A 13,350-nucleotide genomic window follows, 5' to 3' on the forward strand; every position below is an offset into this window, starting at 1 on the left:
TGAGGCGAGATGAGTACCAACCCGTTCGATGACGAAGACGGACGCTTCTTCGTGCTGGTCAACGACGAAGACCAGCATTCGCTGTGGCCGACGTTCTCCGAGGTCCCTCAGGGATGGCGTGTCGTCTTCGGTGAAGACACCCGCGCCGCCTGCTTGGAGTACGTCGAGAAGAACTGGACCGACATGCGTCCGCGAAGCCTGCGTGAGGCTATGGAAGCCGACGCTGCTGCACGCGCTTCTGCTGAGGGAACCCCCAGCACTGAGGCCTGAGCCCCGCGCTACGAAGTACCCGTGCCGCGCCGCCGACGAACAGTCGGCCGGCGCGGTTCTTCTGTGCGGCGAAGCGTCGGGCGCAGTAGTTCCTCGGTACGCGCGAGGATGCGAGGCCGGCGCAGCGTGCGCGCACCCCACTCACCCAGGGTCACGCCCGCCGCCAGGCCGCAGCCCACGCCGAACGCCGCGAACAGTGAGCTGATTCCGAGTAGTAGTTGATCGTTGAGGATCGCATACAGACCGCGGTACAGCGACAGACCAGGTAATAGCGGCGTGATGCCGGCGACGGCCACGATCAACGGCGGAATCAGTGCACGTCGAGCCAGTAGACCGCCCGCGAATCCGACGACGGTAGCGGCGATGGCCGAGGCGATGATGGGCCCCACACTGAGGGTCTGCGACAGCAGGTACACCAGGGAGCCGGCGAAGCCGCCCATGAATGCAGCGGTCAGCGCACGCCGCTCGGCGTAGCAGGCCAGTGCGTAGAACAGTGACGCTGCTGCACCGGCGATCACCTTGGTGGGGACCTGCAAGATGTCCGGCGGTGCCAGGTTGCTGATCTGCGGCAGGTCGGTGCCGATCAATGCCGCCAACCGCAGAGACGTCGCAACGCCGGCGATGATGCCACCGGTCATCATCAATACTTCGAAGAATCTCGACACCGCCGTGATGGGGGCCCCGGTGATCGCGTCCTGTACCGAGCCGACCAGCGATAGCCCCGAGAGCAGCACGATCACTCCCGCGGCAATGACCTGCGACGGTGAGATGTCGATGTTCAGCTGATCTTGGAAGTTGTACAGCGTGATCGCCGGTGTCGCCGCGACGAAGCCGCCGACAACCTGCTGGAAAAAGAACGGTAGGCCCGCACGGTTGAGGACTCGTCCGATGCGGTCGATCACCATCGTCGTCAGGAAGCTGACGACGGCCACCAGAGCGCCACCGCCGAGCAGCACACTGATGGCTGCGGCCATGCCGGACCACGCAAGAGTCGCGATCCATCGGTTGTACGGATGCGGGGCCTTGGTGATCTCGTCGAGCCGCTCGAGCGCCGCACTCGGCGGCACCATCTTGACGCGCACCGCGCGAATGAGACGGTCCACTTCGGCCAGTCGCGTGAAGTCCATCGACCGGTAATGCACGATGCGCATCGTCGACGCCGGAGGCCGCGTCGGGCCGCGGTGCGCACTGAGGGTGATCGAGTTGTACGTGACGTCCACGTCGCAGCGCGCGAGGCCGTAGGTCGCGGCGATGAACTGCACTTGCGTCGCCGTGTCCATCGCGGCTGTGCCCGAGGCCAACAACACCTCGCCGACGCGAACCGCCAGGTCCAGCACCTCCGCGACCGAAGCATCATCGGTCAGATCGATGGGACGAAGGGGTGACGGTGCAGCGGTCGGCGTATCGATGGTGGCCCGACGCTCACCGGTGAGACGGCTCAACGAAGCCGTCAGGTCTTGCAGGAAAGTCATGACCGTCTTTACACGTTGCTGGGGTGATCCACCGACAAGGTACCTGTTGACACTGAGTGTCCGATGAACGGATATGCTGGGCTCGCTTCACTGCCTCCTTAGCTCAGCGGTAGAGCACTCGCCTTGTAAGCGAGCGGTCAACGGTTCAATCCCGTTAGGAGGCTCTTTCGGACGGCCCTGACCAGCGAAAACGGTTGGGGCCGTCCCTTTTTGGGCTGCTTTCACCGCTCGTTTCGCGTGCGAGCCCGGTTCGTCCACCTGGGTTTACGTGCCACTTGTGACCTGGGGATTTGCCGGTTCGGCGGCTCGATTCGGCGTTCGATGTCACAGAATGTCACAACTCATCGCTAACTCATCAGTGAGCATTCGTGTGGATGTAGGTGGATCTTTGTGGACCGGGTGGGAGTGGCTAGGCCGGGATTGCGGTGTTGGAATCAGTGTCGATTCTGTAGGCTTGGAGCCTACGTATTCGATACTCGATGGAGGCGGCTGTGACTGCGAGCAATGTGCGACGCCGTCACACCGGGTTACCTCCGGAGTTTGCGCGGCTTCCGATGCGGATGGTGCGGGCCGCGACGGCGGCCCAGGTGTACGCGCACCCGCGAGCCGAGCTCGCGCGCCTGATGGACTTGGGTCTGCTGCATCGGGTGGCGACAGGCTTCTACATGGCGGTGCCAGACGACCGGGTAGGGACCGAGTGGATGCCGGGTTTGGAGGGAGCGGCGGCCGGTATCGCGGTTGCGGCCTACAGCGCCGACGATGCCGTCGTGATGGGTGTCAGCGCGGCCCGGTTGCACGGTGCCATTCCGCGGGCGTTGGCAACGGCGGTGGTGGCTGTGCCGACGCGACACGATCCGATTCGGTTGGCGGATCGTCAGGCGGTGGTTCGGTTCGTCGTGCGAAACACGGCACGTCTGGATGCGGAGCGCATCGATACCGAGTTGGGCGCGGTGTTGGTGACTACTGCGGAGCAGGCGGTGTTGGATCTGGTGAAGCGTCCGGGTCTCGGTGACGCCGAGGGTGAGGTGTGGCCGGCGGTGGAGAAGTTGTATCGACGGTGTGACCCGGAAGTGTTGGCCGAGATCGCCGATGCTCAGACGATGCGAACGACGTTGGTGCGGTTGGGGGAGCGACGGTGAATCCTGACGAGTCGCTTTCGTTGACAGCGCAATTCGGTGTCGCGCGCTCGAGCAGAGCGGGATCACTTGATCTCGCATCAGCTTGGATATCTGAGTGCGATCGGATTCTGTTCATTGGCGGAACAGCCTTGGCCCGGACCCATCCAGTAGGGGGTCATCTGAGTGAGGACATCGACCTGATTGCTGTTTTTTCAAGGCCTGATGTCGCTCGCGATCTTGACTATCGTTCGAGGTTATGTGCCGGCAACGTTGGGCAAGGAGGCCCTGCCAGCCCTTCTATGGCGGCTCTGAACAGTGAAAGTAGTTGAAGTCTTTCCTTTTTGGCCGTTTCGGCCGCTCGTATTCTTGAGGGCCCGGTTTGTCCACTCGGGATTTTGAGAGGGCTGTGACCTGCGGATTTGCCGGCTGATCGGCAAGCAGTGTGTCGGTTCGTCGTGTGCGACAACAAAAATGCAGTTCGGGTTCCTCCACTCGACTATCGCCACTGGTGGAGAGTAGAGGGTGTGATGGCGACGCAGTCGGTCACACGTGAGTCGCCTGGGTCCACGGCGGGGGTCGGGGCACTCGTCGCATGGACCCTCCTGCTATCACTACCCTAAAGAGTCGTACCTACACCCGTGCTTCCGTGTGCTGCCGGCTATTGGATGGAGGTATGAAAACTTCGACGGTAGATACTCCCCTGCGTGCGACAGAACAGATAGTCGAACTACGGTCGGTCACGAAGACCTACGGTTCGAACGACAACTCGGTCACGGCACTGGACGATGTGTCCGTTGGCTTCCCGAGGGGCACCTTCACCGCCATCATGGGCCCGTCCGGGTCGGGTAAGTCGACGTTACTTCAATGCGCCGCCGGTCTCGACGAAGTGAGTGGGGGCGATGTGACCATTGCGGGCACTGCGCTCAGCGGCCTCGGCGAGCGAGATCGAACCCTGCTTCGTCGCGAGAACATCGGCTTTGTCTTTCAGGCTTTCAACCTGGTCGGTTCGCTGACGGCGGCCCAGAATGTCGAGCTCCCCATGCGATTCGCCGGGGCACGTCCCGATCAGAAAGATGTGCTTGCAGCGTTGGCCGAGGTCGGACTCGCCGAAAGAGCACACCACCGACCGAGTGAGATGTCCGGCGGCCAGCAGCAGCGCGTCGCCCTCGCCCGCGCTCTGTTCACAAAGCCGTCGGTTCTGTTCGCTGACGAGCCGACTGGCGCACTCGACACGAACACCTCGCACGATGTGTTGCGGCGACTGCGCTCGCTGGTCGATCGACACGATCAAACCGTGATCATGGTGACCCATGACCCGGCGGCCGCTTCGTACGCCGACGCAGTGTTGTTCTTGGCAGACGGCCGGATCGTCGATCGAGTGCTCCAGGATCAATCCGATCGTCGCACGAACGCGGCCACAGTGGCGGCCCGCATGGCCAATATGGAGGGGTGACATATGATTTCGAGGAGGAATAAACATACCGGCGCGCAGTCTCGGTTCGGGCGTGGCGCGGCCGCATCGCTCGCGCTGGCCAACGTGCGAACGCGGTGGACCAGCTTCGTGGGAGCCTTCATGGCGGTGTGCCTCGGCGTAGGGCTCATCACGATGACGCTGCTCGTGTGGGGTTCGTCGGGTGCACAGGTTCCGCCACGGGTCGAGGGAACCGATATGTTCGCGGTACCTCAGCAGGCCTCGAACGAGAGCGGCACGGCTGCCGACAGCAGGCCCTGGTCGGTCGAGGAGAGCAATCAGCTGGCGCAACAACTTTCCGAAGTCGATGGCGTCGAGCAGCCGGTCCAGGACCGCGCCTTCTTCGCCCAGGCGACACGTGACGGTGCGCCGATCGCCGCCGGCGACGAGGCGCTCTCCGCTGGACACGGCTGGAGCAGTGCCGCGCTCGCACCGTACCCGTTGGTGACCGGTGCCGCGCCTCGAAGTGACGACCAAGTCGTTCTGGATTCGAGTCTCGGATTCTCTGTCGGGCAACAGGTGTCGATACTGTTCACCGAAGGTCCCCGCCCGATGCAGGTGTCGGGCACGGTTGACACATCTACTGCCGGTGACGCCGAATCATCTGCGGAGAGGGGAGTATTCGTAACGGACGAGGTTGCGGCGCGGCAAGCTCCCGGGGTTACGGCAATCGGCCTGCAGCTGACACCCGATGCATCTGCGTCTGTTGTGAAGGATGCCGCCGCCGCAGTGGTCGGTGATCGTGGAAAGATCGTCAGCGGTGAGGAACGGTCGATCTTGGAACCGGCTTACCTTGCACGCGAGCGCTTCCTGGCCGTGCAGCTGGTTACCGCAATGGCGTTGCTCGGTTGCTTCGTCAGTATCTTCGTGGTCTCCTCCACATTTGCATTCAACGTCGCCGAGAGACGCCGCGAGATGGGTTTGCTGAGGAATGTGGGCGGACTACCGTCGCAGGTCCGCGGAATGGTGCTCGGAGAAGCATTGATCACCGGTGTTGCCGGTGGTGTCGTCGGCGCAGCCATCGGAGTCGCCGCCGCACCGTTGATGGCAATCGTGCTTCAGCGCATCGACGTCGCACCGCGCGGGTACGAGATCGAATTCAGCGTCGCACCGATGTTCGGTGCGATTGTGGCGGGTGTCGTCGTGGCAGTGGCCGGAGCGTGGGCAGCGAGCAACCGTTCGGCGAAAATACCGCCGATGGAGGCGCTTCGCTCTGCGGCGGCACCCGCCTCAGGTATGTCGCGGGGTCGGTGGATCGGTGGACTCGCAGCCGTGTCGGTTGGGGTTGTCGTCATAGTCGTCGCGGGAGCAGCGAGCGCGGACACTCGTATCTACAGCGCGATGGCGGCGACGATGGCGCTCACCGTTGCGGCCACGCTCCTTGCCCCGGTCGTGATCGGTCCGATCGTTCGGGTCGTGACGTGGCCGGTACGGCGAGTTCGAGGTGCAGGCGCGATGCTGGTGAGGGCGGAGTTGATCAACTCGACTTCCCGCACCGCTGCCCTCGCGGCACCTGTGATTGCAACCGTCGCTTTCGCAGTATTGATCAGTGGGTACGTCGCGACCAGTGCGACCGCCTATCCTCTGGAAGCAGCGGAACCGCTCAAAGGCCAGTCCATCGTGTGGCCGGTCGACAAACCTGGCCTCACGGATGAAGAAGTGGCACAGGCTTCTCGAGCCGGAGTCGTCCGCGCGGCGCTCCCGACACGCGTGTTCGTCGAACCCGATGGCAAACCTCAGACGGTGCTCGACGGCGTCGGCTGGCTCGACGAAGGTGATCAAGGCCCTGAAAATGCCGTTGTGTCAACTCTTTTGGCCGACAAATTCGGGTGGACACAGGGACAGACCATAGACGTAGGCTTCCGAGACGGCGAGTCCGAGCAGTTGACAATCGTAGCGGTGCGCGACATCGACGCGTCGATGGCTGGATTCAATCTGTCGAGGGACACCGTCCGCAAACACGATCCGGGGTCGTTGGCCGAAGCGGTATTCGTTCCGCAGGCAGATGCTCCCACGAGCTTGGGGCCAGGTGCGACGGTGTACGACGCTTTCGACTACGCAGCAGCAGACTACGAACGCGACAGTTGGCTCATGCGTCAATTCAGTCTGGTGCTGATCATTCTGGCGGTGGGGTACACCGCAATCGCTGTCGCGAATACCGCCGCCATGTCCGCGCAAGGTCGTCGAGGTCAGTTCGCTGCGCTGAAACTGGTGGGCGGCACGTCTCGGCAAATCGTGAAAGGCGTTGCGGCCGAGTCTGCAATCACCGTCGGGGTAGGTGTCATTCTCGGACTACTGGTCTCGTTGCCGGCGCTGGCAGCGATTGCGTCGGGATTCTCGGCGTCCGTCGGCAGGGCTGTGTCAGCGCAAGTAAATCCCACTGTGGTTGCCACTTCCATCACCGCCTGTCTCGTACTCTCCATTGGCGCAGGCACCCTGACGGCAGCCAGATCCCTGCGTCGATCCACTGAACTGGCGGTGTAGTCGTGAAGACCGATACCGAAGGAAGGACACGATGAACGCAAGCTCGCGCCCGGTCGGTAAAACGACCGGGCGCGTGCCGGCGACGCAGGGAGCCGAACGAGGGCGTTGGCTGCGGACGCAGCGTTCCGTGACCGCCCCTGCGTTTCAGCTCATCTGCTTTCCCCCCGCTGGTGCTACGGCGCAGAGCTTCCGCGGTTGGCCTGCATTGTTGCCCGAAGACATCTCGTTGCAATCGGTGCAGTATCCGGGGCGGCAGGATCGTCTCGGGGAGCCGTGTGCAGATAGCATGCAGGACGTGGTCGGGCCAATTGCCGACGAGATCGAACCGATCCTCGGGCGCCGTACTGCGTTCTTCGGCCACAGCATGGGTGCGTCGGTGGCCTACGAGGTGTGCGTCGAACTCGAACGCCGCGGTCGCGGCCCCGATGTCTTGGTCGTGTCCGGAGCGACTGCGCCGCAGGATCGCAAAGCGATCGACGGTATCGACCTATGCGATGACCGTTCCCTCATCGACGACGTCGTGCGGCTGAATCCCCACTTCGACGAGCTCCGTCAGATGCCGGAACTGGTCGACCTAGTCCTGCCGAGTATTCGTGCCGACTATTCCTTGATCGGGGCGTACCACCGTCCCGAACCGCCGACGGTACTGGCAAAGGTGAGCGCATTCGGCGGCGCTGCGGACCCCGATGTGAGTGAAACGGATCTCGCGAGGTGGGCGGTCGTTGCGCCCGATGGGTTGCGCGATGTCACGCAATTCGGAGGGGGTCACTTCTATCTGGACGAGGATCCTCGTGCGGTGGTGACTGCGCTGTCCGAACGCTTGATCTGAGAGTCGAGGCGGCCGCGCCGGGGAAGGACTGACGTGTCGCGCCCCGGGCATAGATCACCTGTAGCGCCAACGTAGCGGTGGGCCCGATCCTGGAAAACGCCAGGACAGGACCGCACTTCGACTGTGCGATACAGACGGGAGAGTTCCATGCGCAACCTCACCGGCTCGGACGCAACAACTTTGGTCGACGCTTTCGGCGGGATCGCGGAGCGGGCGGCCAACCGTTTCGCGGTCCGATTCGCGCACGACGATGCGACAGTGCAGTCACGTTCCTATGGCGAACTGGACGACGCATCGGCTCGGATCGCTGGGTGGCTGTCGAACCGGGTCTGCCGCGGGGACCGGGTTTTGTTGTCGTTTCAGCCCGGTGTCGAATTCGCAGAGGCGTTCCTCGGTTGCCTGTACGCGGGGGCCATCCCGGTTCCGGTACCGCCTCCGGGCCGTGGCCGGTCGGAGCGGATCGATCTGGTTGCTGTGGACAGTGACGCACGAATCGTTCTCACCGACAGAACCACCGCGAGCCAGCTCGGCGACGGAGATTCCAGCATCAGGGCGTTGACTACACCGGTAGGCCTCATAGAGGAGGCTCTGACGCACGATCGTCGCTATCGAGCCGACCAGAACCCCGATGCAGTGGCATTTCTGCAGTACACCTCAGGGTCGACATCGGACCCCAAAGGAGTGGTGGTGACCAACGCGAATCTGATTGCCAACATAGCAACGATGTCGTACCACCTCGAATACGACGCGGACACACGAATGTGCAGTTGGCTGCCCGTCTTTCACGATATGGGCCTCATTGCAATGCTGTTGGCGCCCCTGGCGCTGGGTGCCGAAACCACGCTCATGGCTCCGCACACTTTCGTGCGACATCCCATCACCTGGCTCGATCTCATCACCGAGCATCGGGCGACTGCATCGACGGCCCCCAATTTCGCCTACGAGCTCTGCACGCGGAAGATCACCGACGAACAACTGGCCCACTTGGATCTGTCCAGTTGGGTGAACGCTGCGAACGGTGCCGAACCGATCCGAGCCGAAACCTTGGCGGCGTTCGCCCGTCGTTTCGAGCGCGCCGGCTTTCGAGCCGACGCGCTGCGCCCTGTGTACGGTCTGGCCGAGGCAACGCTTTTTGCATCGGGTACACCAGCGCGCCGTGGCGTGCTGGCCCGGGAGGTCTACAGTGATGCCCTCGCGGCCGGACGTATCGACCCGTTCGAGGGTCCAGTGCCGTCCTCCGGAGACGAAAACAAGACGTGCACAGTGGTATCCAGCGGCCGTGCGGCGGACACCGACATCGTGATTGTGGATCCGAACACGCTTCACAGACTCGACGACGGTGCCGTCGGCGAGGTGTGGCTGCGCGGACCGGGAATATGTGCTGGGTATTGGGAACGACCAGACGAGACGGACCATGCGTTCGCGAGCACGACAGCCGACGGCGATTCCGGCTATCTTCGAACCGGGGACCTGGGAGCGCTCCTGGACGGTGAGCTCTTCGTCACCGGCAGGCTGAAAGAAGTGCTCGTCGTGAGCGGCCGCAATCTGTATCCACACGATTTGGAAAGCAGTCTGCGCCAACTGGACCCAGCGTTCGCAGGCCGACCAGGTGCCGCGTTCACTGTGCCCGTGTCCCACGGTTCATCCGAAAGTGATGCGGATTCCATTGTTCTGGTTCAGGAGATTCGGCCCGACAGCCGTGTGCCGGAGGACCTTTCGACACTGCTGAGCGGGGCTAGGACCTCGATCGGTCGACAATTCGGTGTCTCGGTCGCAGGCATCACACTCGTGGGCCTCGGTCATGTCGAACGCACCACCAGTGGAAAAGTTCGACGGCGTCACATGCGAGACATGTTCGTCCGCAACGAACTCACGGTGTATTGCGAACATCTAGCTCCTGTGGTGACATCGCGATACCGTGCGGTGGATGGCAGCATCGGTGGCACTCGATGAACAGAGCCGCGTGTGCCGCAGAGTCCTTGAATTCGGCGTCACCCGAGTTGCGCGCGGAGTTCGACCACGTGTTGAATCGCGGCGACAATTCCGCAGACAGCGACGTCTTCGGTGCCGCGGTCAACAGGGCACTGGACGACGCCGACGGGTTCCCCGACGATGCCTGCGCCGAACTCGACGGGGCGAACATCTTCGACTGGTACGTACCGACTCGCCTCGGCGGTCGGATGCACGATGCCGCACAGCTGTGGCAATTGGTGCGAATGCTGGCTGCTCGTGATCTGACCGTCGCCCTCGCTCATGTGAAGACCTACCTCGGTGCAGTAGGAGTGTGGGCGATGGCCACTCCCGCACAACAACGAGCGCTTGCCGACCGCGTTCGCGCTGGAGCTGTGGTGTCCCTCGCGTTGACCGAACGCGACCACGGCAGCGACCTGTTGTCCGGAGAGGTTCGAGCGGAACGAAATTCGAGCGGCTACTGCATCAACGGTGAGAAATGGCTCATCAACAACGCCAGTCGGGCAGACATCTGGTGTGTGCTGGCCCGGACGCGGGCAGAGGGCGGCGGTCGGGGTTTCACGCTCTTTCTCGTCGACCGAGATGCGGTGTCCGGTGGACGGGTCGAGCCGCTGCCTCGCATCCCGACTCTCGGCATGCGGGCAGCGGACATCAGCGGTGTCCGTTTCGTCGATGTACAGGTCTGTGCCGACGCGGTGATCGGCGAGATAGGTAGAGGTCTGGAGGGTGTGCTGGGCGGTTTCCAGATCACACGTAGTTTGTGTTCTGGTCTGTCCGCCGGCGCAGCAGAACACGCGCTGCGCATCTGCGTCGACTTCACACGATCTCACCGGTTGTACGGCAAGCCGTTGATCGAGCTTCCGCACGCGGCGCGTCAGCTGTCCCGCGGGTACGTCGATCTTCTGATCGTCGAGACCGTGGCGTTGTTCTCGACACGCAGCGCATCGACCCTTCCGCAGGAGCAAGCGATCGTATCGGCGGTGATGAAGTACTTCGCGCCGACGACTGTCGATTCCATGATCGCGAACCTGGGAAAACTGTTGGGGGCGCGCGCATTGCTCGACGAGGACTTTGCAGACGGTACCTACGCCAAATTGGAGCGCGATCACCGCGTCGTCGCAATATTCGACGGAAATACCGCAGTGAACGCGAGCGCTTTGATCAATCACTTTCCGGCGCTGGTGCGTGGATACCGAGCACAACGAGGGGACAGTGCCGCGGTGCGATGCGCCGCCGACCTCACCGCACCGATACCGCCTCTCGATCTCGAACAACTTCGTCTGTACGCGAGAGGTGGAGCGAGCGTGGTGCAGACGACGCCCGCGCGGGTCGCCGATCTGTCTGGCCGCCCGGATGTTCCCGTCGAAGTGCGCGACCTCGGTCTCGAGCTGGTAGGTGAGTTGGACACACTGCATGAGAATCTGGCGAGTGTGCCGTCGTCGGCAAATCGCGTTCCGCAGACGTCGTTCGATCTTGCGGCGAAGTATGCCGTCGCTTATTGCGCCGCAGCTTGTTTGGCGGTATGGGTGCATACTTTCACCGGCGGAGAGAAGCAAGATCCGGCGTGGCTGACGGCCTCGCTCACCCGGTTGCTTCGGAGGTTGCGCGGGACCCCGGACTACACAGATGCCGACGGCCCGGCCCTGGACGCAGTTCTCCCGCACCTGCTCCGTCAGATCGACGACGAAGTACCGCTGAGCATCTTCGGTCAGGTGGTCGTCGAATGAGCTCCGACGTAGTCGCTGTCGGCACCACGATCGATCGCCTGTTGGGCGACCCGCGGGAACCTCCAGGCATCCTGAGCAGGGAATCGATTCTCGCTGCGGACGAGGCCGGGGAGATGCTTCCCGGAGGGGAGGACCTGCTGACGCAACTCCGGCTCAACGATCACTTCGTCCCGGGAAGGCTCGGGGGACGTTTCGACCGTGCAGACCATACGATGCGCGTCGTCCGCGACGTCTTCCGGCGTGACGGCACCCTAGCGCTCGGCTACGGTGTGACGAATCTTATTGCTTCGCTCCCTATCTGGGCGGCCGGGAGTGAGGATCAACAACGTTGGGCGGCAGATCTGTTGGCCGGCGGTGGCCGCATCGCAGCGGCGTACACGGAATGGGACCACGGTAGCGATTTCACTCGTATCGGAACGACCGCCCGACCGACATCCGATGGGTGGCGACTCGACGGTGACAAGCACCTGGTGAACAACCTCGGTCGTGCCGATGCGGCAGTGGTGTTCGCACGCACCGATGCGCAGCCCGGTGGGCGAAGCCACAGCCATTTTCTGATGGACCTGCGAGATCAACCGGAGGCTCGGTTGCGGCGCGACCGTCGATTCCGCACGGCCGGGATGCGGGGTGTACGACTGGCCGGCGCACGGTTCGACAACGTCAGGCTTCCGGGCGATGCGATGCTCGGCGAGCCGGGCTCCGCGATGGAGACGGTGTTGCGGGTGTTTCAGGTCACCAGGATCGTCCTGCCGGGAATGGCCCTCGGCATGGGCGACACGCAATTGAGGCTGGTGTTCGAGTTCGCAGCGGATCGTAAACTTTACGGAAACAACGTGATCGACATCCCACACCCGCGATCGGTAGTGGCGAAGTCGTACGCACAACTGTTGGGGGCGGATGCCCTGGCACTTGTGGCTGCTCGTGCGTTGCACGTCGCGCCGGAGCAGACGAGCGTCATTTCCGCGGCAACGAAATTCTTGCTCCCGACGCTTCTCCAGGAAAACTCGTACGAGTTGTCGCTCGTTCTCGGTGCGCGGTCCTACGTTCGGGAAGGCGAGTTCGGGTTGTTTCAGAAGTGCACGCGCGATCTGCCCGTAGCACTTCTCGCCCACGCCGGCGGTGCCGTATGCCTGGCGTCGATAGTTCCTCAAATGCCGGGTATTGCGCGGAAGTCCTGGGGCTCGGTCGGTCATGCTCCACCGACTCTGTTCGATATCGACGGTCCGCTTCCTGGACTCGACCTCGGAGGGCTTCAGATCACCGGGCGCGGCAGGGACAGCGTCTGGGCTGCACTGACGCTCGCAGAAGGAATGCCCGTTCTTGGGGACCTGGCCGGGATGTTCGTCGCCGAACTCGATCGTATCGCCTCGGCTGTACGGAACACGCCCTTATCCGAGATGACGGTGGCCGGCACCCCGCGCGCGTTCATGCTGGCCGAGCGCTACACGAACGTCCTTGCTGCCGCGGCTGTGGTCGGTATCTGGCGGTATGCGCGTCGAGGTGACACATGGGCCGCCGCGACGCTACATCGGCTCGCGGAACGTTCTGGTTTGCGGCCTCGCCCGCTACCTGTCGGACTCGAGGATGCGCTGATCGATTCGCTTGCCGCGCGTGTGAAAGCCGGCACGCCTCTGGATCTCACTCACGACCGTGATCTTCCCTGACAACCGAAGAACCCGAGGAGACAACAATGACCGAGACAACTCGCACCGAACACGCACACGTCGCCGATTGGTTGGCAGAACGGATCGGTGTCTACATCGGAGTGCCCGCCGGCGACATCGATCGCGGTGCACTCCTGTCCGATCTGGGACTCGATTCGGTGTACGTCCTGACACTGTGTGGTGACGTCGAAGACGAGTACGGTTTGATGGTCGAACCGACACTGGCCTGGGATCACCCCACCGTCGACGAGATGGCCGAATACATCGAGTCCGAGCGCGCTGCAGCGTAGTTCGGCTACGCGGCGTCTATATCTCCGCGATCGCCCGGATAGAACGGACGCCCA

10 protein-coding genes and 1 tRNA gene are annotated in these 13,350 nt (G+C 63.1%); 10 read left to right on the forward strand and 1 reads right to left on the reverse strand.

What is annotated here, in order from left to right:
• The first annotated feature begins 9 nt into the window (after positions 1-9).
• A complete protein-coding gene (locus tag QM797_RS06975) occupies positions 10-270 on the forward strand; it encodes an MbtH family protein (protein WP_008710007.1) in 261 nt (86 codons plus the stop codon).
• A gap of 8 nt (positions 271-278) precedes the next feature.
• On the opposite strand, the gene QM797_RS06980 is transcribed toward QM797_RS06975, so the two are convergent.
• The gene (locus QM797_RS06980) at positions 279-1,742 is read right to left on the reverse strand and encodes a threonine/serine exporter family protein (RefSeq protein WP_283274513.1); all 1,464 of its coding nucleotides are present in this window, start codon (positions 1,740-1,742) and stop codon (positions 279-281) included.
• A 92-nt stretch (positions 1,743-1,834) separates the two neighbouring features.
• Between QM797_RS06980 and QM797_RS06985 the strand changes: the two genes are divergently transcribed.
• The 9 genes from QM797_RS06985 to QM797_RS07030 all read left to right on the forward strand — a co-directional run bounded on the left by QM797_RS06985 (position 1,835) and on the right by QM797_RS07030 (position 13,296).
• Positions 1,835-1,906: transfer RNA gene (locus tag QM797_RS06985), tRNA-Thr, on the forward strand.
• A gap of 327 nt (positions 1,907-2,233) precedes the next feature.
• The gene (locus QM797_RS06990) at positions 2,234-2,881 is read left to right on the forward strand and encodes a type IV toxin-antitoxin system AbiEi family antitoxin domain-containing protein (protein ID WP_283274514.1); all 648 of its coding nucleotides are present in this window, start codon (positions 2,234-2,236) and stop codon (positions 2,879-2,881) included.
• A 652-nt stretch (positions 2,882-3,533) separates the two neighbouring features.
• Complete coding sequence (locus QM797_RS07000; RefSeq protein WP_283274516.1) at positions 3,534-4,313, forward strand: ABC transporter ATP-binding protein; 780 nt, start codon at positions 3,534-3,536, stop codon at positions 4,311-4,313.
• Between the two features lie 3 nt (positions 4,314-4,316).
• A complete protein-coding gene (locus tag QM797_RS07005) occupies positions 4,317-6,815 on the forward strand; it encodes an ABC transporter permease (protein ID WP_283274517.1) in 2,499 nt (832 codons plus the stop codon).
• Between the two features lie 31 nt (positions 6,816-6,846).
• Positions 6,847-7,644: a thioesterase II family protein gene (locus tag QM797_RS07010; protein WP_283274518.1), complete on the forward strand. Its 798-nt coding sequence runs from the start codon at positions 6,847-6,849 to the stop codon at positions 7,642-7,644.
• A gap of 147 nt (positions 7,645-7,791) precedes the next feature.
• The gene (locus tag QM797_RS07015) at positions 7,792-9,597 is read left to right on the forward strand and encodes a fatty acyl-AMP ligase (RefSeq protein WP_283274520.1); all 1,806 of its coding nucleotides are present in this window, start codon (positions 7,792-7,794) and stop codon (positions 9,595-9,597) included.
• A complete protein-coding gene (locus tag QM797_RS07020) occupies positions 9,594-11,342 on the forward strand; it encodes an acyl-CoA dehydrogenase family protein (protein ID WP_283274521.1) in 1,749 nt (582 codons plus the stop codon). The genes QM797_RS07015 and QM797_RS07020 overlap by 4 nt, the downstream gene beginning before the upstream one ends.
• On the forward strand, positions 11,339-13,006 hold the full coding sequence (locus tag QM797_RS07025) for an acyl-CoA dehydrogenase family protein (protein ID WP_283274522.1): 1,668 nt from the start codon (positions 11,339-11,341) through the stop codon (positions 13,004-13,006). Before QM797_RS07020 ends, QM797_RS07025 begins: the two co-directional genes overlap by 4 nt.
• A gap of 26 nt (positions 13,007-13,032) precedes the next feature.
• Positions 13,033-13,296, forward strand: coding sequence for an acyl carrier protein (locus QM797_RS07030; protein ID WP_283274524.1), 264 nt, complete (start codon positions 13,033-13,035; stop codon positions 13,294-13,296).
• Positions 13,297-13,350 lie beyond the last annotated feature (54 nt).

Origin of the sequence: Rhodococcus sp. IEGM 1381 (assembly GCF_030056795.1) — a bacterium.
Lineage (GTDB): Bacteria > Actinomycetota > Actinomycetes > Mycobacteriales > Mycobacteriaceae > Rhodococcoides.